Source organism: Streptomyces sp. NBC_00442 (assembly GCF_036014195.1).
Taxonomy (GTDB): domain Bacteria; phylum Actinomycetota; class Actinomycetes; order Streptomycetales; family Streptomycetaceae; genus Streptomyces.
This window is the reverse complement of record NZ_CP107918.1, coordinates 304268-329544: the sequence shown is the minus strand read 5'-3', so window position 1 is coordinate 329544 and position 25277 is coordinate 304268. Positions and strand designations below refer to the sequence as shown.

21 protein-coding genes are annotated in these 25277 nt (G+C 70.2%); 11 read left to right on the top strand and 10 right to left on the bottom strand.

The genetic code is table 11. The annotated features are described in order from the left end of the window. The first annotated feature begins 47 nt into the window (after positions 1–47). The 8 genes from OG432_RS01510 to OG432_RS01475 all read left to right on the top strand — a co-directional run bounded on the left by OG432_RS01510 (position 48) and on the right by OG432_RS01475 (position 5587). Positions 48–899 (top strand): SigB/SigF/SigG family RNA polymerase sigma factor, encoded by an 852-nt coding sequence (locus OG432_RS01510; protein WP_328314960.1) that lies wholly within the window; start codon positions 48–50, stop codon positions 897–899. A gap of 126 nt (positions 900–1025) precedes the next feature. Continuing rightward, positions 1026–1445, top strand: a complete 420-nt coding sequence (locus OG432_RS01505; protein ID WP_328306883.1) for an SsgA family sporulation/cell division regulator — start codon at positions 1026–1028, stop codon at positions 1443–1445. A gap of 94 nt (positions 1446–1539) precedes the next feature. Then, positions 1540–1713, top strand: a complete 174-nt coding sequence (locus OG432_RS01500; RefSeq protein ID WP_328306882.1) for a CsbD family protein — start codon at positions 1540–1542, stop codon at positions 1711–1713. A gap of 93 nt (positions 1714–1806) precedes the next feature. Beyond that, positions 1807–2166, top strand: a complete 360-nt coding sequence (locus tag OG432_RS01495) for a PRC-barrel domain containing protein (protein WP_328306881.1) — start codon at positions 1807–1809, stop codon at positions 2164–2166. Positions 2167–2260: 94 nt separating this feature from the next. Beyond that, positions 2261–2731, top strand: coding sequence for a Dps family protein (locus OG432_RS01490; RefSeq protein ID WP_328306879.1), 471 nt, complete (start codon positions 2261–2263; stop codon positions 2729–2731). Positions 2732–2922: 191 nt separating this feature from the next. Next, positions 2923–4167: a PP2C family protein-serine/threonine phosphatase gene (locus OG432_RS01485; RefSeq protein WP_328306877.1), complete on the top strand. Its 1245-nt coding sequence runs from the start codon at positions 2923–2925 to the stop codon at positions 4165–4167. A gap of 7 nt (positions 4168–4174) precedes the next feature. Continuing rightward, the gene (locus OG432_RS01480) at positions 4175–4819 is read left to right on the top strand and encodes a flavodoxin family protein (RefSeq protein WP_328306875.1); all 645 of its coding nucleotides are present in this window, start codon (positions 4175–4177) and stop codon (positions 4817–4819) included. A 201-nt stretch (positions 4820–5020) separates the two neighbouring features. Then, entirely contained in the window at positions 5021–5587 is a 567-nt protein-coding gene (locus OG432_RS01475; RefSeq protein WP_328306873.1) for a DUF4142 domain-containing protein, read from the top strand. A gap of 72 nt (positions 5588–5659) precedes the next feature. Here OG432_RS01475 and OG432_RS01470 read toward each other — a convergent pair whose 3' ends face one another. Beyond that, positions 5660–7396: an MFS transporter gene (locus OG432_RS01470; protein ID WP_328306871.1), complete on the bottom strand. Its 1737-nt coding sequence runs from the start codon at positions 7394–7396 to the stop codon at positions 5660–5662. A gap of 203 nt (positions 7397–7599) precedes the next feature. Next, entirely contained in the window at positions 7600–9600 is a 2001-nt protein-coding gene (locus OG432_RS01465) for a GtrA family protein (RefSeq protein WP_328306869.1), read from the bottom strand. 104 nt (positions 9601–9704) lie between these two features. On the opposite strand from OG432_RS01465, the gene OG432_RS01460 reads away from it, so the two are divergent. Further along, complete coding sequence (locus tag OG432_RS01460; protein ID WP_328306867.1) at positions 9705–10676, top strand: glycosyltransferase family 2 protein; 972 nt, start codon at positions 9705–9707, stop codon at positions 10674–10676. A gap of 102 nt (positions 10677–10778) precedes the next feature. Next, positions 10779–11390 carry a DUF402 domain-containing protein gene (locus OG432_RS01455; RefSeq protein WP_328306865.1) on the top strand — a complete coding sequence of 204 codons (612 nt, stop codon included), beginning with the start codon at positions 10779–10781 and terminating at the stop codon, positions 11388–11390. An 8-nt stretch (positions 11391–11398) separates the two neighbouring features. Here the strand turns inward: OG432_RS01455 and OG432_RS01450 are convergent, their stop codons facing one another. From OG432_RS01450 to OG432_RS01415, 8 genes are all read right to left on the bottom strand, one after another. After that, positions 11399–12754: a GH1 family beta-glucosidase gene (locus tag OG432_RS01450; RefSeq protein WP_328306863.1), complete on the bottom strand. Its 1356-nt coding sequence runs from the start codon at positions 12752–12754 to the stop codon at positions 11399–11401. 32 nt (positions 12755–12786) lie between these two features. Next, on the bottom strand, positions 12787–13680 hold the full coding sequence (locus OG432_RS01445) for a carbohydrate ABC transporter permease (protein ID WP_328306861.1): 894 nt from the start codon (positions 13678–13680) through the stop codon (positions 12787–12789). After that, entirely contained in the window at positions 13673–14665 is a 993-nt protein-coding gene (locus tag OG432_RS01440; RefSeq protein ID WP_328306859.1) for a carbohydrate ABC transporter permease, read from the bottom strand. Before OG432_RS01440 ends, OG432_RS01445 begins: the two co-directional genes overlap by 8 nt. A gap of 14 nt (positions 14666–14679) precedes the next feature. Next, on the bottom strand, positions 14680–15996 hold the full coding sequence (locus tag OG432_RS01435; RefSeq protein WP_328306857.1) for an ABC transporter substrate-binding protein: 1317 nt from the start codon (positions 15994–15996) through the stop codon (positions 14680–14682). Positions 15997–16260: 264 nt separating this feature from the next. After that, complete coding sequence (locus tag OG432_RS01430) at positions 16261–17301, bottom strand: LacI family DNA-binding transcriptional regulator (protein ID WP_328306855.1); 1041 nt, start codon at positions 17299–17301, stop codon at positions 16261–16263. Positions 17302–17387: 86 nt separating this feature from the next. Continuing rightward, positions 17388–19823, bottom strand: coding sequence for a glycoside hydrolase family 3 C-terminal domain-containing protein (locus OG432_RS01425; RefSeq protein ID WP_328306853.1), 2436 nt, complete (start codon positions 19821–19823; stop codon positions 17388–17390). Between the two features lie 46 nt (positions 19824–19869). Further along, complete coding sequence (locus tag OG432_RS01420; protein ID WP_328306851.1) at positions 19870–21624, bottom strand: discoidin domain-containing protein; 1755 nt, start codon at positions 21622–21624, stop codon at positions 19870–19872. A 121-nt stretch (positions 21625–21745) separates the two neighbouring features. Further along, a complete protein-coding gene (locus OG432_RS01415; RefSeq protein WP_328306849.1) occupies positions 21746–22852 on the bottom strand; it encodes a DUF1996 domain-containing protein in 1107 nt (368 codons plus the stop codon). 519 nt (positions 22853–23371) lie between these two features. Here OG432_RS01415 and OG432_RS01410 point away from each other — a divergent pair. Continuing rightward, positions 23372–25204 (top strand): coagulation factor 5/8 type domain-containing protein, encoded by a 1833-nt coding sequence (locus OG432_RS01410; protein WP_328306847.1) that lies wholly within the window; start codon positions 23372–23374, stop codon positions 25202–25204. Positions 25205–25277: the final 73 nt, after the last annotated feature.

The following is a 25277-nucleotide window of genomic DNA, read 5'->3' as shown; positions in this document are numbered from 1 at the left end:
CGCAAGTGACGGTACGCGAGCGGACGGACCGGCCGGCGGCCAAGACCATGGACCCCGGCGTAGGGGAGCTGCCGTGGGTCGAGGACGCGGGGAAGGTGGCGCCGAAGGACGCCCGTGAGCTGTCGAAGGTCTTCTTCGAGCGGCTCCAGGTACTGGAAGAGGGCACGGCCGAATACCAGTACGCGCGGAACACGCTCATCGAGATGAACCTGTCGTTGGTGCGCTTCGCCGCCGGCCGCTTCCGCAACCGGGGCAGCGGCGAGATGGAGGACGTGATCCAGGTCGGCACCATCGGCCTGATCAAGGCGATCGACCGGTTCGAGTTGTCGCGCGAGGTCGAGTTCACGTCATTCGCCGTCCCGTACATCGTGGGCGAGATCAAGCGCTTCTTCCGGGACACGACCTGGGCCGTGCACGTGCCCCGGCGCCTCCAGGAGCTGCGCGTGGACATCGCGAAGGCCAAGGAGAGGCTCGCGGTCGACCTGGACCGCGACCCCACCGTGCGGGAGCTCGCCGCCCACCTGGACCGGGACGAGGAAGAGATCGTCGAGGGTCTCGTCGCGGCCAACGGATACACCGCGGGCTCGCTCGACATGTCGGCCGACACGGAGGACGCGGGCGGCGCCGCCGGAAACCGCAGCCGCACGCTCGTCGACTTCCTCGGCGAGGACGACCCGGGCATGGAGAAGGTCGAGAACCTCCAGTCCCTCGCGCCCCTGATGGGAGACCTGAGCGAGCGTGAGCGCAGGATCGTGAGCATGCGGTTCGGCCTCGAAATGACGCAGTCGGAGATCGGGGCGGAGCTCGGGGTCTCGCAGATGCAGGTCTCGCGCCTGCTGTCGCGCATCCTGACCAAGCTTCGCGCCGGCATGACCGAGGACGCCACCGCGCGGGCCTGACCGCCCGCGGTACCTGGCCGTCCGCGGTACCCGCGGCGGGACCCCGATGCGGGCCGGGGTCCCGCCGCCGTTCGATGTTCCTGGAAGAACCGACGCCTGCCCGAGCCCGAATGCTGGAGGCGTTTTGTGAACTCCCTGTGCGAGACCGTGTTCATGAACCTGGAGGCCGACGGGGCGGAGCGCGTCCCGGTGGTCACCCGGCTCACCTACGGGGCCGACGACCCGTTCGCGGTCGGCCTCCGCTTCGAGCTGCAGCAGGACATCGCCGTCGTGTGGACGATCGAGCGGGACCTGCTGGCCCAGGGGCTGCACCGGGCGACGGGCGACGGGGACGTGCGGGTGGCGCCCCAGATCGTCGAGGGCCGCCGGGAGACGCGTATCGAACTCGCCGGGTGCGGTCTCGACGGGACCTGGGGGTGCGCGGTGTTCTCCGCGTGGGAACCCGCTCTGCGCCACTTCCTGGAGAAGACGTACGAGGTCGTCCCGCCGGGCCGGGAAGAGGTCGACGTGGACGCGTTCCTCACCGAGGTGCTGGCCGCGGGCTGACCCGCACGGGGCTCGGGCCGGCCCGTTTGAAATCGTCCGGAGCGGCCAGGCGTAGTGATGTCCACACAGTTGATCCACGGTGGAGGCACATCACATGGCTCGCGACGAGAAGGCCAAGGCGAAGACCGAGCAGGCCAAGGGCAGGGCCAAGGAAGCGCTCGGCCGCATGACGGGCAATGAGCGGCTCACCGCCGAGGGCCGCATCGACCAGGTCAAGGGCGAGACGCGCGAGGAGAAGGAGAAGGCCAACGAGGCCTTCAGGCGCTGACCGGGGCCGCGCGGAGGGACGCGCGGCATCGCCGGGCCGACGCGGACGACGCGGCTGAAGCCCGCCGCGACAACGAACGGAAGGGGCGAACCTGTGACGAACAGCGATCTCGATCTCTGGGGTTTCAAGGACACCAGTGGCCATCTATCCGGGGCGGATCTGCGCGGATGGAAGGTCGAGGCGGCCGACGGGAGCATCGGCAAGGTCGACAGCCATTCCGACGAGGTGGGCTCGGCGCACCTCGTGGTGGACACCGGGCCGTGGATCTTCGGCAAGCGCGTGCTGCTGCCGGCCGGCACCGTGACCAGGCTCGACCCGGACGACAACAGGATCCACGTCGCCCTCACCAGGGAGCAGGTCAAGGACTCGCCGGAGTTCGAACCCGCCACGCACCTCGACGACCCCTCGTACCGCGACATCATCGGCCGGTACTACGGCGGTCCCCCCGCGTAACACCTCCTGAACCCCGTAACCCGCATAACCCCATAACCCCGTAACCCCCATGACCCCCCTCTCGTCCCCCTCGAATCCGAATGGGAGTAAAGCAGTGTCTGTCGTGAAGAGTTCGTTGTCCGATGCGGAGCTGAAGGTCGTCGGTTCGGCCTTGCAGGGGGCGCTGGTGGATCTGGTGGATCTGTCGCTGGCGGCCAAGCAGGTGCACTGGAATGTGGTCGGTCCGCGTTTTCGGTCGGTGCATCTGCAGCTCGATGATGTGGTGACCACGGCGCGGGAGTATTCGGACACGGTGGCGGAGCGTGCCGCGGCGCTGGGTGTGAATCCGGACGGGCGTGCGGGTTCGGTGGCGGGGGCCAGTGCGCTGGGGACGGTGCCGGAGGGCTGGATCAAGGATTCGGATGCGGTGGAGATCCTGGTGGTGGCGCTCGGCGGGATCGTGGAGCGGATGCGTGAGCGTATCGCGGCCACCGACGAGCCGGACCCGGTCAGCCAGGACCTCCTGATCGCTCTCACGGCCGAGCTGGAGAAGCACGCCTGGATGTTCCAGGCCGAGAACAGCTGACGCCACTGAGCCACACGAAGCGGGGCGGCCCACGAGGCCGCCCCGCTTCGTGTCGTCCTGCGCGCGCCCCGCGTGCGCCGCCGTCCGGGCCGCGCACGACGACCCGCGACGCGGCCCGGCGAGCGGCCGAACACAGCGGGCGTGACGGGATGCGGGATGTGAGACTGCCTCAGGAGAGGAGGTGGTCGGCCGTGAACGCGGAGGACACCCGGGACTCGGGCTGCGGCGAGAGACTGCTTGAGGATCTGCTCGCCCAGGCGCACAGCGCGACCCCGATGGACCTCCCCGTGCTGGTCAACCGATGTGCCGAGGCGTTCGGTCTGGGCGAGATCGACATCTACCTGACCGACCTTCAGCAGCGCCGCCTCGTCGGGCTCACCGACGGCCTCGCGACCCTGGACATCGACGCGTCCGTCGCCGGCTGGTGCTACCGGACCGTCTCCCTGCGCATCGAGGACGTGGAGACCGGCTTCCTGTGCCTGTGGCTGCCCGTGGTGGACGGAGCCGAGCGGCTCGGAGTGCTCGGCGTCCGCACCCGCTCCGTGGACGCCGTCCGCCTGCGACGCTGCCGCATGCTGACCGGGATCGTGGCGATGGCCATCACCTCCAAGCGTGCCTACAGCGACAGCTTCGCCCGCCGCGCGCGGGCCGAGCGCATGCAGCTGCCCGCGGAAATGCTCCGTGCCTTCCTTCCGCCGCGCACCATCGGCAACGCGCACGTCGTCTCCACCGCGGTGCTGGAACCCGCGTACGAGATCGGCGGCGACGCCTTCGACCACTCGCTCACCCAGTCCACCCTCCACGCGGCGATCCTCGACGCCATGGGCCACGATCTCGCCTCGGGCCTGACCACGTCGGTCGCCCTCGCCGGCTGCCGCAACGCGCGCCGGGCCGGCGCGGGCCTTCTCGACCTCGTCGAGACCATCGACCAGGCGCTCGCCCAGTGGCTGCCCGACAAGTACTGCACCGGCATCCTCACCCAGCTCGACCTCGCCACGGGGCTGTTCAGCTGGTCCAACTGCGGGCACCCGCCGCCGGTCCTGATCCGCGGCGGACGCGTCGTGGCGGGGGCGCTCGAACGCACCCCCCAGCCTCCCATGGGCCTCCCGGCCAGGTTCAGCGACGACCCGCGTGCCGTCCACGAACTGGCCCTGGAGCCGGGAGACCGCGTCCTGCTGTACACCGACGGCGTCACGGAGGCCCGCACCGCCGGCGGCGGTGAGTTCGGCATGGACCGCTTCACGGACTCCATCATTCTGGCCACCGCCTCGGGCGAACTGGCCGCGGAGTCGCTGCGTCGTCTCATCCACGCCATCCTCGACGCCGAGGACAGCGACCTGCTCGACGACGCCACCATGCTCCTCATCGAATGGTGGCCACCCACGAGCGGGCCAGGACAGACAGGACAGATAGGGAGACGCGCGGCGGGGCAGTAGCGGATGCATGGATATGAATCAGACGCGTACCGATGTCTCGTCCACCGTCCCGCTGAGCGCCGTCGCGCTCGTGTGCACCCTCTCCCCGTCCCCCGCCGAGTCCAGCTCCCAGCTCCTTGCGGAGCAGACCATGAAGTCGCTCGCCGAGCACGGTGTGACCGGCAAGGTCGTCCGCGTCGTCGACCACGACGTGAAGCCGGGCGTGGAGACCGACATGGGTGACGGCGACGCGTGGCCCGAGATCCGCGACAGCATCCTCGGCGCGGACATTCTCGTGATCTCCACGCCGATCTGGCTCGGCCACCCCTCGAGCATTGCGCAGAAGGTCATGGAGCGCCTCAACGCGGACATCTCGCAGACGGACGACGAAGGCCGGCCGCTCTACTACGGCAAGGTCGCCGCGGTGTGCGTGGTGGGCAACGAGGACGGCGCGCACAAGGTCGGCGCCGACATCTTCCAGGGTCTCAACGACGTCGGCTTCACGCTGGCACCCGGCGCGGTCACCTACTGGGTCGGCGAGGCGATGCAGGGGACCGACTACCTCGATCTCGCGAGCACCCCCAAGACGACGGCGGGCACGACCGCCACCCTCGCGGCGAACGCCGGCCATCTCGCGCGGCGCCTCAAGGCGGCCCCGTACCCCGCAGCTTGACCCGAGGGGCGGTGCCGCCGCTCCACGCGTCCCCGCGCGGCGCCCGCCGCTTCCGTCACGCTGAGTGATCTGGACGGGCGGGCGTGCGCATGCCGACCTACGATGATCCGCGTTGAGCAAAGTCCGGACGGGCGCCCTCCCCACGCGCCGTCCGAACGCCTACGTGGACCTCATCCGGTCCACGGACACGTGGAGGTCCCCATGCGATTCACCCACACCTGCGCAACCGCGGCCGCCGTCACCGCGCTGGCCGTCACCGGCGCGGCGCCCGCGTTCGGCGCGGCCAGCCCGTCCGCCACCGCCGACGCGGTGTTCCTCCAGGCGGTCCACCAGGCCAACCTGGCCGAGATCGCCGCGGGCAAGGACGCGCGCACGCATGCCAACGGCGCCTGTGTGAAGCAGGTCGCCGATGTCATCGTGCGTGATCACACCACGCTGGACGCCAAGGGCGCGACCCTGGCCAAGAGCAAGAACATCTCGCTGGCGAAGGAACCCAGCGCGGCCCAGCAGAAGAGCCTGTCCTCGCTGAAGCCCATGAACGGCACCAAGGCGTACGACGTCGCCTGGCTGAAGATCCAGAGCAGCGGGCATCAGCAGGTCCTCACGCTGATCGACCAGGAGCTGAAGTCCGGTAAGGACAGCCAGATCCAGGCCGCCGCGAAGGCGGCACGGCCGGTCGTGGCGGGGCACCTGAAGATGGTCGAGGGCGGCGTCTGCCGCACCCCGGCCTCGGCCTCGGCCTCGCCGAGTGCCTCGCCCCAGCGGTGACATCACACAGCCGCCCCTCAACTCCTCTGTCTGGTACGGGAGTTGAGGGGCGTCTGTGGTGTGTGCGGCCTGCTACTGGACCGGGACCGGCAGCGCCAGGTCCACGGTCACCGGGCCCTCGCCGCCGTGGTGCGTGGCCGCCGACGCCAACGGCGCGTGACCCGCGGCGGTCGCGGCCAGGACGTAGGCCCCGCCCTGCGGAACCGGCACCGCGTACCGGCCGCTCGCGTCGGTGTGGGCGGAGCCGGCCTGGCGTCCGTGACGGTCGATGAGGGTGACCTTGGCGTGCGCCACCGGCGTACCGGACGCGCCGACGACCTGGCCGTGGAAGGCGGCCAGCGCCTCGGTGACCAGCTCCAGGACCGCGTCCTCCTCGCTGCTGGCCCGCAGCTGCGGCTTGGCGGCCGGGCGGCCCTTGGGCAGGAACGCGGCGAGCGCGAGACCGCCGGCGACGGCGCCCGTGGCGATCAGGAACGAGATGCGGAAGCCGTGCATGGTGGGCAGTGCGACGGGCCCGAAGGGCTGCGCGGTGTTGGCGAGCACCATGCCGATGACGGCGCTGGACACCGAGGTGCCGATGGACCGCATCAGGGTGTTGAGGCCGTTGGCCGCGCCCGTCTCGGACGGGTCGACCGCGCCGATGATCAGCGCCGGCAGCGAGGAGTAGGCGAGGCCGATGCCCGCGCCTACGATCACCGAGATGACGATGGTCTGCCAGGCCGCGCTCATGAGGCCGAGGCCGGCCCCGTACCCGATCGCGATGATCAGCATGCCGAGGATGAGGGTGGTCTTCGGGCCGTACTTGGCGGAGAGGCGGGCGTAGACCGGAGCGGTCAGCATCATCGTGAGGCCGAGCGGCGCCACGCACAGACCGGCCACGACCATCGACTGGCCGAGGCCGTATCCGGTGGCGGCGGGCAGCTGGAGCAGCTGGGGCAGGACGAGCGAGATGGCGTAGAAGGCCACGCCGACCATCGTCGAGGCGAGGTTGGTGAGGAGCACCTCGCGCCGGGCGCTGGTACGCAAATTCACCAGCGGCGCCTTGAGACGCAGCTCCATCACGCCCCACAGGACGAGGAAGACGACGGCCGCACCGAGCAGGCCGAGCGTGGTGGTCGAGCCCCAGCCCCAGTCGCTGCCCTTGGTGATGGGGAGCAGCAGCAGGACCAGGCCGGCCGACAGGCCGACCGCCCCGAGCACGTCGAAGGTGCCCGACGCCTTGACCTCGCTCTCCGGTACGAACAGGAGGGTGAGCGCGATGGCCACCGCGCCCAGGCCGGCCGAGCCGAAGAACAGCGCGTGCCAGTCGGTGTGCTGGGCGACCAGGGCGGCGGCGGGCAGTGCGAGGCCGCCGCCGACGCCTATGGAAGAACTCATCAGGGCCATCGCCGAGCCGAGCTTCTCGCGCGGCAGCTGGTCGCGCATCAGGCCGATGCCGAGCGGGATCGCGCCCATGGCGAAGCCCTGGAGGGCGCGGCCGGCGATCATCACGAGGAGCTGGCTGGTGAAGCCGGCGACGAGCGAGCCGACCACCATGATGGCGAGGCTGGCCAGGAGCATACGGCGCTTGCCGTACAGGTCGCCGAGCCGGCCCATGATCGGGGTGGCCACGGCGCCGGCGAGCAGGGTCGACGTCATGACCCAGGTGGCGTTGGACGGCGAGGTGCTGAGCAGGACCGGCAGGTCCTTGATGACCGGCACGAGCAGCGTCTGCATCACGGCGACCGTGATGCCGGCGAAGGCGAGGACGGGGACGACACCGCGGGTGCCGCGGGGCGCGGCCTGCTGGTGAGGTGTCGGCTGGGACATTGCGGGGCCTCCGGAGGCGTGGAGTGGTCGGCGGCGGCACCCGCGAGGGGGTACGTGCGACATAAACCCGTTTCCCCAGGCGACTATTCCGTAGGCGTCCGATAAGTGCCGTACGCGCGTGAATCTTGACCCGGATGGGAAACGCTTGACCTTTTCATTGCCTTCGGGGAGCCGTGCCCGCACGCCTTGCGAGGCGACCGCCGTCAGCCGGCGACGGTGGCGTCCTCGTGCGGCCCGGCGTCCTCCGCCTCGGCGGGGAGCGCCGTGGCGGGCGGGGCCGTCCCGGCCCGCGCACGGGCGTCCGCCGGCCCCGCGGCGCCGTCCACCGCGGCTCGGCGACGCGCCAGATGCCCGATCAGGACGGCCGCCAGGCCGATGGTCCCGGCAAGCGCGGGCCAGTACACATAACGGAAGTTGGACTGCGGAGCCGTCGGGAAATAGGCGAGGATGTACAGGGCCGAACTCACCCCGAGCAGGCGCAGTTCCCTGGCGTACGGGCCGGCCCAGCGGCGGCGCAGCGCGAACACCAGGGACACCGCGAACCAGAACCAGCCCTGGAAGAGCATCGGCACGTCGTGCACGAAGCCCGTCACGTAGTTGCGCACGGTGAACTCCAGGGTCCGATTGACCGGAGCGCTCCTCAGGGCGGCGAGCTTGGTCGAGGTGCCGTCGAAGAACGGCAGGTTGCCCTGGAAGAGCAGCTTGGAGAACACGCGGGCCCGGTACGCCACGTAGCCCTGCCAGTGCTCCGGGATCTGCCGCGTCCACATCCGGGTGAGTACGCCGGCGTTGCGGCCGAGCTCCGTGGCCCCGAGCGAACGGTCCCGCGGGTAGCAGTTGAAGTACACGTCGGCCGGGACCTGCCGCCGCGCGCAGACGGCCGTGGCGGTGACCAGGCGGGCCCGGAAGTCCGCGCTCGCTCCGGCCTCCTCGGCCGCGGGGCCGATCTGCGCCGGGGTCAGGACATGGGTGAGGTCGTCCAAGGGGATCTGCGCGTACTGGCGGGTGGCCACCGGGTCGGTGGCCTGCGACACGCCGACGCTGCAGAGCGCCGTGATCGCGACGAGGATCCCCGAAGCGGCCAGCCAGCGCCGGCGGCCGGGAGAGGGCCACACCGCGAGGACCAGCAGAACGAAGACGGGGATCACGGCGGGCAGGCCGTTCTTGCGGACCAGGACGGCGTAGGCGAGGAACAGCACGCCCAGGACCAGCAGCGCCCAGCGCGACGCCGTCCTGCCGGGCGGCAGTTCACGTGCGGTGAGCGCCACGGCGACCGTCGCGAGCAGGGCGTACGCCATGTGCACGTCCTTCCACACCACGCCCGTGAAGGTCAGGACGTGGGGTGCCAGGCCGACGGCGAGCATCACGAGGGAGAGCCCGCGGCTGCCGGTCCTCTTCCACACCAGCCGGGCCAGGACCCAGAGCGACGCCCACAGCACGGCACTCTGCAGCGCCGCCATGGCGGAGATCGCACCGGTGGCATGGATGAGGATCCGCCACAGCAGGGCCATCACCGGCGGATGCCAGTCGGTCACCGGACGCTCGCCCAGGGCCTGTTGCAGCTGGTCGGCGCTGTCCTCGCTCAGATATCCCGGATGGAAGACGGTGTTCACCGCCAGGGCGCACAGCGCGGCGACGGCCCCGAGGCACCACGGCCAGAGGGTTCCGCGCCGCCAGGCGCCGTCCAAGGCGGTGGTCCATCTGCTCACGGTTGCGGGCACGTGGGCGGGGTCCTTTCCTGCGGGAGTGAAGACCAGGGTGCGGTAGGCGACGAAGCGCAGCACCGTTGCCGCCGACCAGCCGAAGAGCCGGGCCGCATTGTCGCTCAACGGCGAACCGGTACCGAGGAGTTCACGGGAGGCGAACACGGGAACGGCGGTCACCGCCATGCCCGCGAGGTTAATGGCAACGAACCACGCGACCTCGCGACGGTCCACGGCGCCACGCCGGTCCCGGTAGGTCCAATACCGATTGCCGAACCAACTCACCGTCATGGCGAGCAGGGTGGCCACCACCGAGGCCAGAACGGGCGATGTCCCCATGATCCCGCCGTCGGCGGAGGACGCGCCGAGAATCAGCAGATTGAAACTCGCGGTCTCCACCACGAATGCGACGGCACCGACGACACCGAAGGCCGCGACTTCTCGCCAGATCTTCCGCACCCATTCGGATACCACTCGGCTCAAGGCCGTGAGTTGCAGCATGACCAGAACGTAAAGGTAATCAAGCTGAATGGACAAGCTGAGGTACCATCTGCTCACTCGGCGCCCAGAACCACTGGATTTTTTCACATAATGAGGGTCCTCTGATGCATCCGGCGATTGTGTGTGTCATTCCCTGTTACAACGAGGAAGCCGCGATCGGAAAGGTCGTCAGCGACCTGCGGGCCACCCTTCCCGAGGCGGTCATCTTCGTATATGACAATGCCTCTACGGACGACACCGTCGCCGAGGCCCTGAAGGCGGGCGCACTCGTGCGGCATGAGCCGCGCAAGGGTAAAGGGAATGTGATTCGCCGCGCCTTCGCCGACATCGAGGCCGACGCGCTCCTCATCATCGACGGGGACGACACCTACGACGCGTCGCGCGCACGCGAGATGGTCGACCTGCTCTTCGAAGGCCCCTACGACCAAGTGGTCGGCGCCCGACGGGAGATCGTGGAAACCGCCTACCGGGCCGGCCACGCGGTCGGCAACAGGATGCTCACCGGCACGGTGCGCTCGCTCTTCGGCAACGACGTCAGCGACATGCTCAGCGGGTACCGCGTCTTCTCGCGCCGCTACGTCAAGTCCTTCCCGGCGCTTTCGCGGGAGTTCGAGACCGAGACCGAGATGACGGTGCACGCCCTCAGCCTGCGCCTGCCCACCGCCGAGATGGAAGTCGACTTCAAGGACCGCCCGGCCGGGAGCGTCAGCAAACTGCGCACCTACCGGGACGGCTGGCGCATTCTGAAACTCATCCTCGGCCTCGCCCGCCGCCAGCGCCCCTCGCAATTCCATGCCGTCATCGCCGCATTGCTGACGCTGGTCTCCCTGATCCTGGGCCTGCCGCTGGTCACCGAATTCGTCAGGACCGGCACCGTGCCCCGCCTGCCCACCGCGGTGCTCGCGGCCGCGATCATGATCATCGCGGTCCTTGTGCTGATGGTCGGATACATCCTTGAGTCCTTCATGCACATGCGCCAGGAACAGGCCCGCCTGGCTCACCTGAGATATCCGGCCCCGTCCCGTGGCGCGGACTTCGTACCGGAATTGCTGCGGGACACGGCGAGCGGTTCCTGAACACACCCGCCCCGGCGGCGCATTCCGGATTCGATGCCGCCGCATGCGGCAATACGGCCCCCATTCGGGCCGCGCGGAACCCGGCACCTAGAGTGGCTCGCCATGGAGCCACGTTTTCACAGCGGCGATGTCGTCGTCAGAAGAGAGATACTCGACGGACGCGAGTGGATGGTCTATCCCCTGCGCGTCGTCGCCGACGACGGTGTGCTGCTCGCCGCATACCTCGCGACGGGCACACCGATCACCTTCGGCGGCGGCACCTTCACGTGGGGCCTCCACCCCTGGGTCCACCTGGAGCACACCTGGCAGTCGGACGGGGTGCTCCAGCTGCAACGGGCCGGCGACGGGTATGCCGTGTGGGCCCGGTTCAGGGGCGATGAACTCCAGGACTGGTACGTCAACTTCCAGGAGCCCCTGCGCCGCACGGCGGACGGCTTCGACACGCTCGACCAGGAACTCGACCTCGTGATCGCCGCCGACGGTTCCTCCTACACGTGGAAGGACGTCGGCCACTTCGAGGACCGGGTGCGTGCCGGCGGCTTCGGACCGGGCGAGGCGGAAGCCGTCCGCGACGCCGCCGCGGAGGTCGTGGAGCGCATCGAGAGCGGTGAGCGGTGGTGGGAGCGGTGGCGCGACTGGCGCCCGGAGCCGGGAGCCTTCGAGGTGCCCGGCCCGGTCGCCCTCGCCGCGCCACCACCGGCTCCGGCCGGATAGGCGGACGCTCAGGCCGCCCGCTCGCGGTGCGCACGGATGAGGTCCGCGTACCGGTGTCCGCTGCCCTTGATGGTGCGGGCCTGGGTGTCGTAGTCGACGTGGACGAGACCGAAGCGCTTGTCGTAGCCGTACGCCCACTCGAAATTGTCGAGCAGGGACCACGCGAAGTAGCCGGCGAGCGGGGCGCCCTTGCGGGCGGCGGAGGCGCAGGCCGCGAGGTGGCGCTCCAGATAGTCCTGCCGCTCGTGGTCGTCGATGCTGCCGTCGGCGCGCACCGTGTCGGGGAACGCGGAGCCGTTCTCGGTGACGTAGATCTTCCGGGCGCCGTAGTCCTCGGTGAGGCGCAGCAGCAGGCTCTCGATGCCGCCCGCGTCGATCTCCCAGTCCATGCCCGTGCGCGGCACGCCGTCGCGGTCCACCGAACGGGCGTACGGCGCGGGTCCGTCGGGGTCGTCGGTGACGTACGCCGGGAAGTAGTAGTTGAGCCCGAGCCAGTCGAGCGGCGCGGCCATCGTCGCCAAGTCGCCCGGCCGCTCCGGCAGTTCGACGCCGTACACCTCGCGCATGTCGGCGGGGAAGCCGCGGCCGTGGACGGGGTCGAGCCACCAGCGGTTGGTGTGCCCGTCCATCCGTCGGGCGGCGGCGAGGTCCTGCGGCCGGTCGCTGGCCGCGTGCACGGGGGAGAGGTTGTTGACGATGCCGATCTGTGCGCCCGGGGCCGCGGCGCGCACGGCCTGGACCGCGAGGCCGTGGCCGAGGAGCAGGTGGTAGGAGGAGCGGACCGCCGCGGTCAGGTCGGTGAGCCCCGGCGCCATCCGGCCTTCCAGGTGGCCGATCCAGGCCGAGCAGAGCGGCTCGTTGAGGGTGGCCCAGTGCGTGACCCGGTCGCCTAGGCGCTCGGCCACGGCCGAGGCGTACGCGGCGAAGTGCTCGGCGGTCGCGCGCTCGGGCCAGCCGCCGCGGTCCTGGAGGCTCTGCGGCAGGTCCCAGTGGTAGAGCGTGGCGGAGGGGGTGATGCCGGCGGCGAGCAGGCCGTCGATCAGCCGGTCGTAGAAGTCGAGGCCCTTCGGGTTGACGGGCCCGTCGCCGCCGGGCACGACGCGGGGCCAGGCGATGGACAACCGGTAGGCTTCGACGCCCAGTTGGCGCATCAGCTCCACGTCCTGCGGCCAGCGGTGGTAGTGGTCGCAGGCGATGTCCCCGTGGTCGTCGTTGTCGATCTTCCCGGGGGTGTGCGAGAAGGTGTCCCAGATGGACGGCGTGCGGCCGTCCTCGTCGACGGCTCCCTCGATCTGGTAGGCGGAGGTGGCCGTGCCCCACAGGAAGTCGTGCGGGAGTGCGGCGAAGTCGATCGGTGCGGACACGGAAGTCCCTTTCCAAATACGCGAGTTGGCGGTCACTTGACGGCGCCCGCCGTGAGGCCGGTGACGAGGTAGCGCTGGAGCAGCAGGAAGCCGGCGACGACGGGGACGCTGACGACGAGTGAGGCGGCCATGATCTGGTTCCAGTACACGTCGTTGAGGGTGGAGTAGCCCTGCAGGCCCACGGCGAGGGTGCGGGTGGCGTCGTTGGTCATGACGGACGCGAACAGCACCTCGCCCCACGCGGCCATGAAGGCGTAGACGGCGACCGCGACGATGCCGGGGATGGCGGCGGGCACCACGACCCGGAACAGCGCACCGAGCGGCCCGCAGCCGTCCACGAGCGCCGCTTCGTCCAGATCGCGCGGTACCGAGTCGAAGTAGCCGATCAGCATCCAGATGGAGAACGGCAGCGAGAAGGTGAGGTAGGTCAGGATCAGTCCGCCGCGCGAGCCGAACAGCGCGATCCCGGTGGCGTTCCCGATGTTGACGTACAGCAGGAACAGGGGCAGCAGGAACAGGATGCCCGGGAACATCTGCGTGGACAGCACGGTGATCGTGAAGACCCGCTTGCCGCGGAAGGAGTAGCGGCTGACCGCGTACGCCGCGAAGACCGCGATGGCCACCGAGCACACCGTGGCGGTGCCCGCCACGACCAGCGAGTTCATGAAGTACCGCGCCAGCGGCACGGTCGACCAGATGTCGATGTACGGGCGGATCGTGAGACCGCTGGGCAGCCAGCGGAACTTGCCCGACACGTCCTGGAGGGGCTTGAGCGAGCTGGAGACCATGACGTACACGGGCAGCAGGACGAAGCCGGTGAGCAGGGTGAGGAAGATCCGCCGGGACCACAGGAAGGAACGTGGTGGCGCCATCGGAGACGTGGGTGTGCGGTGCTGCGGCCGGGACGCCGCGACGGTGCTAGGCATCGGCCGCCTTCCTTCCGCGGGAGGTCACCAGCAGGTAGGCGCCCGTCACGATCAGCAGGAAGAGCAGCAGCAGGACGCTCATGGCGGACCCGGTGCCGAAGTTCCAGGTGACGAACGACGCCTGGTAGATGTGGATGGATATGAGGTCGGCGGCCTCCGGAGCGGACTTGCCGAACAGGACGTACGGCGTGTTGAAGTCGTTGAACGTCCACAGGAACAGCACCAGGACGAGCACCTGGTTGACCGGGCGCAGCGACGGCAGGGTGATGCGGCGGATCTGCTGCCACAGGCCCGCCCCGTCCAGGGCCGCCGCCTCGTACAGCTCCCGCGGGATGTTCTGCAGGCCGGCCATCACGATGAGGAAGGCGAACGGCCAGCCCTTCCACACCGACACGGTCAGCAGGGCGTAGAAGCTGTTGTCGCCGATCAGCCAGAACGAGGGCTTGTCGGTGAGGTGCAGCTGGTCGTGCAGGACGTGATTCACCAGGCCGTTGTCGTGCTGGAACATGAACGCCCAGGTGATGACGGCCGCGTACACCGGAAGCGCGTACGGCACGAGGAAGATCGCCCGGAGCAGGCCGCGGCCGCGGAAGGTGTCCTGCATGTAGACGGCGGCCGAGGTGCCGATCAGCCAGCACAGGCCGACGGAGAGCAGCGTGAAGGAGACGGTGACGAGGAAGGAGTGCAGCAGGGCCTCGCCGACCGGCCCGTCGAAGTCCACCGACAGCTTGTAGTTGCCGAGCCCGGACCACGGGGCGGTGCCCCAGTCGCGGATGTAGAACTGGGTGAGCTCCTTGAAGCTCATGGCGATGCCGATGACCATCGGCACCAGGTGAACGAGGAGTTCGAGGAGCAGCGCGGGCAGCAGGAGCAGATACGGCAGTCCGATGCGCCGGATCCGCCCGGTGCGGCGCGGGCCGCGCGCCGCACCGGGGGAGCCTTCCGGCGCCGCGCGCGTGCCGGCTTCGGGGGCTGTGGTCGTCATGACGGTGTCCGGGCTCACTTCGCGGGCATCTGCTGCTCGGCCTTGCGCAGCCGGGCCTTCACCGAGTCGGTGGTCACCGCCCGGCCGGCCGCCGCGTCGGCGAACAGGTCCTTGACCGCCGTGCCGACGGCCGTCTCGAACTGGGACTCGTCCGGCACCTGGGGCAGCGCCTGGGCGCTGGAGGCGAGGGTCTGACGGAGCACCGCGGTGGCCTGGGCGTTGAACGCCGGGTCCGACTGGGCCGCCTTGACCGGAGGGATGGAACCGTAGGCGGTGTTGAGGATCTTCTGCTCGGCGTCGCTCGTCATGAACTTCACGAACTGCGCGGCGCCGTCGAGGTTGTGGGTGTTCTTGAAGACCGCCATGTTGATGCCGGCCACCATGGAGTTGGTCTGCGCGCCCGTCCCCGGCGCCCCGGACTGCACGGGTGCGGCGGCCACGCCCCACTCGGAATCCTTCATGCCGAGCGACTTGAAGGTGGCCGACGCGGTCTGCCACAGCACCATCCCCGTCTTGCCCTTGGCGAAGTCGCTCAAGGACTGGTTCTGGGCGTACTCGGCGTTGCTCACGCCGACGATCTTGTCCTTGGCCATCAGGTCGACGTACTCCTTGACGGCCGCGACCGCGCCGTCACTGGTGAAGCTGGGCTTGCCGTCCGCGGTGAAGAAGTCCGCGCCGTGCTGCTTGGCCAGGACGAAGACCTGGTGGATGTTGTTGGAGAGGTTGGACCCTTCGGCCCCGAGCCCGTTCTTGCCCTTCGCCTCGATCTTCTTGCCGTCGGCGACGAGCTCGTCCCAGGTGGCCGGCGGGTTGGCGATGCCGGCGTCGGCGAAGATCTGCTTGTTGTAGTAGAGGGCGTACGACATCGAGTAGAGCGGCACCGCTGCCGGGTCCTTGCCCTGGGTGCCGGTCGAGCCGAGCGCCGAGTCGACGAACCGGTCCTTGCCGCCGATCTTGGCGAAGTTCGCGGCGTCCCACGGCAGCAGCGCACCGGTCGCCTGCAGCGAGGCGCTCCAGGTGTTGCCGATGTTCATCACGTCGGGCCCCTGGCCCGATGTGGTCGCGGTCAGGATCCGGTTCAGCAGATCCGACCAGGGCACGACCTCGACCTTCACCTTGATGCCCGTCTGCTTCTCGAACTTGTCGAGCTCGGGCTTCAGGACCTTCTGGTCGACCGAGATGCTGGCGCCCTGGTTGGAGGCCCAGTAAGTGAGCGTCTTGGGCGAGTCGTTGGATCCGCCGCCGGTGGACGAACCGCCGCCGCAGGCCGTGGCAGCAAGGGCGAGAGAGAGGGTGACGGCGCCTACGGCCGCGGCTCTGATGGTGCGCATGGCCTGGTGTCCCTTTCCGGGAGTCGAAAGCCGTGGGATCCCCTTCGTGAGCCGACACCGCGTTCGACTCCTGAAGGTCCACATGGCTTAATTTAAGACGTGAGTTAAGCGGCGTCGTAAGTGAGGCGTCAAGAGGTAAAGCAAGGTGTCTCATCCAACGAACTCGTAGGCCGGGCACGCCGCACGACAGGCCGAGGTGGCCTTGGCCGGACCCCGGCCAAGGGTCGACCCCGCCAGGGGCGCGGGTAACTGCGCGGGCGCCCGCTAGGCCGTTGCGCGCACGATCAGTTCGGGGTCGAAGACGACCGACGTCGGATCGGTGCGCTGCCCCCGGATGTGCTCGTCGAGCAGCCGCGCCATCTCCGCCGCCATCGCCTCGACCGGCTGCCGCACCGTCGTCAGGGGAGGACGGCAGGCCGTGGCGATGCCGGAATCGTCGAAGCCGATCACCGCGATGTCGTCGGGGACCCGCCGCCCCCGTTCGCGAAGGAGCTGGCACGCGCCCTGCGCCATGAGGTCGTTCGCCGCGAACACGCCGTCCACATCGGGAAGTTCGTCCAGCAGTCGCGCCATGGCCGCGACGCCGCTGTCCAGCGTGAAACCGCCCTCGGCGACCGGCACATAGGGATGGCCGTTGCGGGCCATCGTGTCCCGGAAGCCCGCGAGCCGCTCCTGACTCGCGGTCACCGCGAGCGGCCCCGCCACCGTCGCGGGCCGGCGGCAGCCGCGCGCCAGGAGCCGCTGCGCCGCGAGCCGGCCGCCGTCCCGGTGGTCCAGGTCCACATAGCTCAGCGGAACGGGTCGCGCCGGGCGGGCGAACAGCACGGCGGGCAGCTTCGCCGCCGCCAGGAGCGTGGGCAGGGGATCGTCGGCGTGGGTGGAGACCACGAGCGCGCCGTCCGCGCGGCCCTGCCGCAGATACGTGAGCACCTCGTGGCGGTCGTCGGCGGACTCGGCGAACATCAGTACCGGATGCATCGAGCGCGGGCGCAGAAACCCCACCACACCGGCGACCACCCGGCCGAAGAAGGGGTCGGCGAAGACGCGCGCGGCGAACGCCTCCTGGCTCTCGTCCGGCCCGCTGCCCGCGCCGGACACCACCAGCGCGATGGTTTCGGCGCGCCGGGTCACCAGCGACCGTGCGGCCCGGTTGGGCGCGTATCCCGTCCGCTCGATCGCCCGCTGCACCATTTCCTGGATCGCCGGGTCCACGTTGCGGACGCCGTTCACGACACGGGAAACGGTCGCCCGGGAGACGCCGGCCTCGCGGGCGACGTCCTCCAACGTGGGTGCCTGCCTGCTCATGCCCGCACCCTAACGGCACGCCGGGGACACCGTATAGAGCGCTCTCCCTCCTCCTGGCCCGCCGGGCCGCAGCGAGTGTGACCAGCTCAGTCCCGCGCATACAGCTCCATGTCGTGCTCCAGCGGCACGTCCCCCGCCGAGCGGCCCGCCAGCACCCGGCACGGCCCCGCTTCGACGCGCCACTCTCCGCTCTCCTCGTCCCAGTGCCTCAGCAGCCGCGCCGGCACCTCCACCCGCGCCGTCACCGCTTCCCCGGGCCGCGCACACACCGCCGCATGCCCCACGAACCACCGCTCGGGATGCTCCACCACGGCGCCGGGCCGGGCCAGATACACCTGGACGACCTCGCGGCCCGTACGCGGACCGGTGTTGCGCACCCGCACCCGTACCGTGAACGGATCGCCCGCGCGGACCGTGGCCGGCGCCGTCACCTCCTCGTACGCCCACGTCGTATAGCCGAGCCCGTGTCCGAACCAGTAGGCGGGGGTCCGCGACGACCGGAGCCAGCCGCGGTGTCCGACGTGGATGCCCTCGACGTAGGTGAGCCGCCCGTCGACGGGAGATGTGTCGACTGCGGGGGCGTCCCGCAGTTCCGCGGGCCAGGTGGTGGGAAGACGCCCGCCGGGCTCCGCGCGGCCGAACAGGACGTCGGCCAGCGCCGTGCCGCCCTCCTGCCCGGGGAACCAGGACAACAGCAGCGCGCCGACCTCGTCCCGCCAGGGCATCTCCACGGGCCCGCCGCTGTTGACGACGACGACCGTACGGGGATTGGCGGCGGCCACCGCACGCACCAGGGCGTCCTGTTCGGGCCCGAGCGCGATGCCGGCACGGTCCCGGCCCTCGCACTCGTCGTACTCCGTCGTGCCGACGACCACGACCGCCACGTCAGCCCGGCCCGCGGCGCGGGCGGCCGCGGCGACGGCCGTCGTCACCTCCGGAGCCGGCGGCGCCGCGCTGACGACTACCGCGCGACCGGCGCCGGGTGCCAGCTCGCGCCGTGCGACGAGCACCGGAGCGCTGCCCGCCGCCAGGTGGACGGCCGCCGTGTGCAAGGGAGGTGTGACGTGGACGAGCGCCGGGTCGTCGGTCTCCCGGGCGAAGTCGCCCGCCAGGACGTCCCTGCCGTCCAGACGCAGGCTCATGCGACCGAACCCGGCGATGCCCAGCGTCCACAGGCCCGTCTCTGCCGGGTGCAGCCTGGCGCTGATCTCCACCGTGTGCGCGCCGGGAGGCACCGGGGGCTCCAACTGGCGGGCGCTGGAGCGCCGTTCGGAATGGAGTTCGTTCCCGCCCGCGTCGAGGACGCGCAGCCGGATCCCGGACGCCCCGGAGCCCGGATCGGTGCACCACGTGCCGTCCAGCGCGGGAGGGGGCCCGGCCGGAGTCGGGCCCGGCACATGAACGACCTTCGCGCGGCCGCGCAGACGTGCCCGGACACCGTCGAGGACGCCGACCTCGCTGTGCGGGAACACCCCGGCGCTGCCGCCGCCCTGGGTACGGGTGCGGGCGGCGTGTGCCCCGATGACCGCGACCGTGGCCAGGCCGTGGGCGTTGAGCGGCAGGACACCTTTGTTGGCCAGCAGGACCGTGCCCGCGGCGGCGGCACGGCGCAGCATCGCCCGCACCCGGTCCGGGCGCGGACTCACCCGCGGCCGGGGACGGGGCGCTCCCAGCTCGCCGAGCCAGTGCGACTGCCGCAGCAGGTGCCGCACCTTCTCGTCCACGGCCTCCGGGGCGACGTCCCCCGCCTCGACCGCCCGCACCAGCGCCTCGCCCCACACTCCCTCCGGCCCCGGCATCACCAGGTCGAGCCCGGCGTGCGCGGCCGGCCGCATGGCACGCACCGCCCCCCAGTCGGAGACGACGACGCCGTCGAAGCCCCACTCGCCCCGGAGCACGCCGTCCAGCAGCGCACTGGCCGTCGCGGTCGTGCCGTTGACCGCGTTGTAGCCGGCCATGACGAGCCGGACACCGGCCGCCACCGCCGCCTCGAACGGGGCGAGATACACCTCGCGCAGCGCGCGCTCACCGACCCGCACGTCCACGGTCAGCCGGTCGGTCTCGGAGTCGTTGGCCACGAAGTGCTTGGCCGTGGCCGCCACCCCGTGCGCCTGGATGCCGCGCACCAGGGCCGCACCGATGCGGCCGGTCAGTTCGGGGTCCTCGGAGAAGCACTCGAAGTGCCGGCCGCCCAGCGGGCTGCGATGCAGATTGAGGTTGGGCGCGAGGACCACGTGCACGCCCTTGCGCCGCGCCTCGACGGCGAGGAGAGAGCCGAGCCGCTCGACCAGCGGTTCGTCCCAGGTGGCGGCGAGCGCCGTGGCCGACGGCAGCAGGACGGCGGTGTGCCGCTCGTCCCACGACGTACCGCGCACCCCGGCCGGCCCGTCCGACATCACCCACGACCGCAGTTCGACCGCCGGCTCCGCCGCCGTGCGCCAGGTGTCGGCGCCGGTGAGCAGCCCGACCTTGGCCCGCAGCGTGAGCTTGTCCATCAGCAGGTCGAGCTCGTCGTCGTTCATCCCCGCCCCCTCGTCATTCACCCTGCATCCGTTCCTTGATGAACCGTCAGTTGTAGACGCCGAACGAGTACAGCGAGTAGCCGTAACCGGTGCCGCGCGCCGTCCCGTTGACCCGTACGTAACGGCCCGTGCCGCTGACGTCGAAGTCGTCCACGCCGCCGTTGCCGTCGGTCACCGTGCGGACCGTCCGCCAGTTCTGGCCGTCGTCCGAGGTCTGGATCGTGTACGCCTTGGCGTAGGAGGCCTCCCACACCAACTGCACGTGCCTGAAGGACGACCGTGTGCCGAGGTCGACCTGGAGCCACTGCGGGTCGCTCCAGTCACTCGCCCAGCGCGTGGCGGGGTTGCCGTCCACCGCGTTGGCCGCCGTGCACGGGCAGTCGCCATAACTGGCCTGGAACGACGAGGCGGTGGCGGGCTTGCCGCGGGCGATGTCCGTCCCGTTCACCACGGGCGGCACGACCTTGATCGAGCGGGTCTCCACGCCCACGTTGCCGTGGCCGTCGGTCGCCTTGACGTACACCTTCCAGGTGCCGGTCCGGTCGGGCGCCGTGAACTTCAGCCGGCCGCCGCCGAGGTTGGTGAACGGCAGGGAGACCAACTGCTTGCTGCCGTCCACGTAGTTGCTGTTGTCGAGCACCTCGTAGGTGATCGGGTCGCCGTTGGGGTCGGTGGCCCGCACGTCCACGATGGTGTCGCGGCCGGCCTGCACGCCGGCGGCGCCGCCCTCGACGTCCAGGGCCGAGATGACGGGCGGGGTGTTGTCGTGCGAGGTGTCCTTGCCATAGGCCCGCTTCACCGCGTAGTACGACAGCCGCTTCTGTCCGGCCGGAAGCAGGTTGAACCAGATGCCCCCGAAGTCGTACTCGGTTCCGTAGTGGAACATCGTCGCACCCAGCGCGACCCCCTTGTGGCCGGTGATGCAGCCCCACGCCTTGGTGTAACCGTCGGCCTTGGCCTGGTCGCCGGGCTCCTGGGGCACGCCGTTGGCGTCGTCGGGCACCTCCCACTCGCCGGCGGGCCCGGTCTCGGTGACGATGTACGGCTTGGTGTAACCGCCCTGCTGCCAGGCCGACTTGACATCACACACGGCGTTGTAGGAATTGACCGCGTACAGATCCAGGTCGGGGGCGTTCTTCTTGTAGTAGGGCCAGGCGCCGACCCAGGCGTCGGTCGAGGTGACCGGGTGGTTCGGGTCGATGCCGTGGATCTTCTTGGTGATGTCGTTGACGAGCGTGGTGTAGGCATCGCGCTGTCGTTCCAGCTCGTCGCCGCTGTAACAGTTCTGCAGGCCGAGCACGGACTCGTTGCCGACGTCCCACATCAGGACCCCGGGGTTGTCCTTGTAGGTCTGGACCCACTTCGGGAACTCGTCGAGCACCTGGTTCTTGTACGTCGTGTCCGTCAGGTAATTGACACAGCCGCCCGCTCCGGGACCGCCTCCCGGCTGGAGCCAGAACCCGGCGATGACCTTGATGCCATGGGCCGCGGCGGAGTCGAAGAGGGGCTTGCTGGAGGCGTCGGTTCCCCAGGTGCGGATGGTGTTGACACCCATGGACTGCAGATCGGGCATATACGTGTTGGCGTCGGCGACGGAAGGTCCCCAGGTCAGGCCCTTGATCTGGTACGGCTGCCCGTCCACGGACAACTGCCAGTTGCCCTGGGAGCCGGTCACCTTGACGACGCTGCCCGCGGCATGCGCCGTGGCCGCGGGCAGGGCGGCGAGAGCGCCGACGGTCAGGGCGCCCGCGGCCAGCGGCGCCAGCAGGCGACGGGATCGGATACGCGGTGGTGGGGTCACGGTGTCCTCTTCTGTGGGGGTGCGGGGGAGTGCGGCGGGGAGTGAGGTCGGCCCGGCCGCGGCGGGACGGAAAACGGCCGGGCCGACCGGACGGGGGGAGGGCGGCGGTGGTGCCGCGCCCTCAGGGGAGCCGGTAGTTCGCGTCCAGAGCCGCGCCCGCCTCGGGGTGCGTCTGGTCGTAGCCGCGCGCGTCACACTGCAGACCGCCGACCACGCAGTGGTCGACCAGTGCCTTGAGCGTGGCGTCGTCCCAGGCGTTGAAGAAGTCGTAGTGGAAGGAGTAGCTCGGTCCGCTGGCGAGCTTCGCCTGGGAGAGGTCCCCGTTGACCGGGAACGCCATCTTGAACTCGATCATCGGCAGCGCGACGGGGTGGTCGGCCGGGCAGACGTTGTCGTTGGTACCGGGCTTGACCACGGGGTAGGCCATGTGGCTCTTGTGGTCGGGCGTGTCCAGGTACTTCCCGTCCCAGCAACTGGGCGCCTGAAAACGGATGTTGAGCTGGACGTCGGCCCGGCTGGGGCAGTTGACCGGGAAGTTGACGTTGAAGAAGCTGTCGCCGCACTCCCAGCCCTCGACGAAGCCGGGGTGGTGACGGAACTCGTCGGCCGACTGCATCGGGCTGGCCACCACGAACCGGAGGCCCTTGGGGAAGGGACGGACGCTGGTGTAGTCGGTGACGCCCGCCTTGTAGTAGATCGTCTGAGGGCCGACCGGCAGGATCTTCTGGGCGCCGTTGAACAAGGAGGGCATCCAGTACCCCGACTTGTCTCCGGGCGCCTTGCAGGTCGTGGAGCCCGCGTCCAGCGAGGCGGTGGTGCTGTTGGCGTTGGTGGTGGTGTTGCCCATGAACGTGTGGTCGTGGGACTTGCCCGGCTGCTGCGGGTAGACGATGGGATCGTCCGGGGCGGTGTGGGTCACCGAACAGTTGGCCTGGAACTCGTGGAAGTAACGGTGCGGCGGGTCCTGTGTCGACGGCGAGACGCCGGTGACCGGGGGGTTCGCCGGGATGTAGCCGTCGCCGTCGGGGTCGTCCGCCGAGGTGGCGGTGGACGCGGCCATGGTCATGGCCATGGTGTGCGCCGTGTGGTCGGTCCCGAGGGACGCCGAGGCCGCGCCACCCGGTGCGGGCGTGCCGGCGCTCATGGCGACGCCGCCGAGACCGAGCGTGGTCAGCAGCATGGCGCTCGCGATCAGGGTGCCGGAGAGGAGATTCGATCTCCGTGGCATGAAGTCCTCCTGAAGATTGCGCAGTTGGGGGGGTGGGAGGGGAGAGGGCGAGAGGGAGCGGGGAGGGGGTGCGACCGGGTTCGCCGGTGGCGCGGCTTCCCGGGCCCCCGGGGGAATCGGAACCCGCCGGACTGTCGTCCGTGGCCGTTGCCACGGCCCGTGGGGCGTGGTTCGCGGTCCGTGGTTCGCGGTCCGTGGTTGGAGCGAGAGAGTGGGAGAGCGCTCTCCCAGTCCTGGAGTCTCCGGGCGGCCGGGCGGGAGTGTCAAGGGGCGCGACACGAGAAGACGAGACGTCCGCCGAGCCCGAGCGACGGCCGCAACGGCACATCCCCTGAGCCCAGTTGGACCATCGGCGTCCCCGGAACCCCGCTCACCAGGGATGTGACGACATGTGAACGCGAACCCCGGGGATTTCTGCCGCAACCCTTGACGTTGAGTTCACCGGGATGAAGCATTCCCCGGCGAGAGAGCGCTCCCCCGCCCCCCTTCGTTCACCTCTTGAACCAGGAGAGTCTCCCCATGCCCCCTGTTCCGCCCGATGCCCCGTCCGGAACCCCCTCTTCCGTAGCCCGCCGCACCGTGCTCGGCGCCGTCGCCGCCGCAGCCGCCTCGGCCCCCCTCGTGGCGGGCCTGGCGACGCCCGCCGCCGCGGCGCCCGCGTCCCCGGCATCCCCTGGGACCGCCGTCTCCGGGAGCCCCCGCGCCCTGCCGGGCGGCGGCGACCTCGGCCCCAACGTCGTGGTCTTCGACCCCTCCACCTCCGGCATCCAGGCCCGCCTGGACCAGATCTTCCGGCAGCAGGAGTCGGCGCAGTTCGGCACCGGCCGCTACGCCCTGCTGTTCAAGCCGGGCACCTACAGCGGTATCAACGCGCAGATCGGCTTCTACACCTCCATCGCCGGCCTCGGTCTCTCCCCGGACGACACCACGATCAACGGAGACGTCACGGTCGACGCGGGCTGGGCCAACGGCAACGCGACGCAGAACTTCTGGCGTTCCGCGGAGAACCTGGCCCTCGTGCCGGTCAACGGCACCGACCGCTGGGCCGTCGCCCAAGCCGCGCCGTTCCGCCGGATGCATGTCCGGGGCGGCCTCAACCTCGCTCCGTCCGGCTACGGCTGGGCCAGCGGCGGCTACATCGCCGACAGCCGGATCGACGGCCAGGTCGGGCCGTACTCACAACAACAGTGGTACACCCGCGACAGCGTGATCGGCGGCTGGGTCAACGCCGTGTGGAACATGGTGTTCTCCGGCGTCCAGGGCGCCCCCGCCCAGAGCTTCCCGAACCCGTCGTACACGACGCTCGACACGACTCCGGTCTCGCGGGAGAAGCCGTTCCTGTACCTCAACGGCAGCGAGTACCGCGTCTTCCTGCCCGAGAAGCGGACCAATGCGCGCGGGGTCACCTGGGGGAGCGGCACACCGCGGGGCACCTCTCTGTCGCTTTCGCAGTTCTACGTGGCCAAGCCCGGGGTGAGCGCGGCCACCCTCAACCAGGCGCTCACGCAGGGGCTGCATCTGCTGCTGACACCGGGCATCTACCACGTCGACCAGCCGATCCAGGTCAACCGCGCCAACACCGTGGTACTCGGCCTGGGTTACGCCACGATCGTGCCGGACAACGGGGCGACCGCGGTGCGGGTCGCGGATGTGGACGGCGTACGTCTCGCGGGCTTCCTCATCGACGCGGGGCCGGTCAACTCGGCGACCCTGCTGGAGGTCGGCCCGGCCGGCGCGTCGCGTGACCACTCGGCCAATCCCACCACCGTGCAGGACGTGTTCGTACGTGTCGGAGGCGCGGGCGCGGGCAAGGCCACCACGAGCATGGTCATCAACAGCCGGAACACCATCGTCGACCACACCTGGGTCTGGCGCGCCGACCACGGCACGGGCGTCGGCTGGGACACCAACCGCGCCGACTACGGCGTCGTCGTCAACGGGGACGACGTGCTGTGCACCGGACTGTTCGTGGAGCACTTCAACAAGTACGACGTGCAGTGGTTCGGGCAGCGCGGCCGCACGGTGTTCTTCCAGAACGAGAAGGCGTACGACGCCCCGAACCAGGCGGCCGTTCAGGACGGCAGCGTCAAGGGCTACGCCGCGTACAAGGTCGGCCCCAACGTCACCACACACGAGGCGTGGGGCCTGGGCAGCTACTGCAACTACACCGCCGACACGGGCATCGTCCAGCACCACGGCTTCGCGGCGCCGAACGCCGCGGGCGTGAAGTTCCACGACGTACTCGTGGTCTCCCTCGGCGGCAACGGCCAGTACGAACACGTCATCAACGAGGCGGGTTCCCCGACGTCGGGAACCTCGACGGTCCCGTCCACGGTGGTCTCCTACCCCTGACAGTCCCGACCGGACGACCCAGGGGTCGTCTCCCGGCAGCGTTGTGCGCCGGGCCGGAGCCTGAGCTTGCTTC

Bases quoted from the DNA above. Each gene is read 5' to 3' on its own strand.
- OG432_RS01470 (WP_328306871.1), bottom strand. From the start codon at position 7,396: ATGTCCCAGCCGACACCTCACCAGCAGGCCGCGCCCCGCGGCACCCGC.
- OG432_RS01415 (WP_328306849.1), bottom strand. From the start codon at position 22,852: ATGCCACGGAGATCGAATCTCCTCTCCGGCACCCTGATCGCGAGCGCC.
- OG432_RS01460 (WP_328306867.1), top strand. From the start codon at position 9,705: ATGCATCCGGCGATTGTGTGTGTCATTCCCTGTTACAACGAGGAAGCC.
- OG432_RS01410 (WP_328306847.1), top strand. From the start codon at position 23,372: ATGCCCCCTGTTCCGCCCGATGCCCCGTCCGGAACCCCCTCTTCCGTA.
- OG432_RS01465 (WP_328306869.1), bottom strand. From the start codon at position 9,600: ATGCTGCAACTCACGGCCTTGAGCCGAGTGGTATCCGAATGGGTGCGG.
- OG432_RS01475 (WP_328306873.1), top strand. From the start codon at position 5,021: ATGCGATTCACCCACACCTGCGCAACCGCGGCCGCCGTCACCGCGCTG.
- OG432_RS01435 (WP_328306857.1), bottom strand. From the start codon at position 15,996: ATGCGCACCATCAGAGCCGCGGCCGTAGGCGCCGTCACCCTCTCTCTC.
- OG432_RS01425 (WP_328306853.1), bottom strand. From the start codon at position 19,823: ATGAACGACGACGAGCTCGACCTGCTGATGGACAAGCTCACGCTGCGG.
- OG432_RS01445 (WP_328306861.1), bottom strand. From the start codon at position 13,680: ATGCCTAGCACCGTCGCGGCGTCCCGGCCGCAGCACCGCACACCCACG.
- OG432_RS01455 (WP_328306865.1), top strand. From the start codon at position 10,779: ATGGAGCCACGTTTTCACAGCGGCGATGTCGTCGTCAGAAGAGAGATA.
- OG432_RS01500 (WP_328306882.1), top strand. From the start codon at position 1,540: ATGGCTCGCGACGAGAAGGCCAAGGCGAAGACCGAGCAGGCCAAGGGC.
- OG432_RS01510 (WP_328314960.1), top strand. From the start codon at position 48: ATGGACCCCGGCGTAGGGGAGCTGCCGTGGGTCGAGGACGCGGGGAAG.
- OG432_RS01430 (WP_328306855.1), bottom strand. From the start codon at position 17,301: ATGAGCAGGCAGGCACCCACGTTGGAGGACGTCGCCCGCGAGGCCGGC.
- OG432_RS01440 (WP_328306859.1), bottom strand. From the start codon at position 14,665: ATGACGACCACAGCCCCCGAAGCCGGCACGCGCGCGGCGCCGGAAGGC.
- OG432_RS01480 (WP_328306875.1), top strand. From the start codon at position 4,175: ATGGATATGAATCAGACGCGTACCGATGTCTCGTCCACCGTCCCGCTG.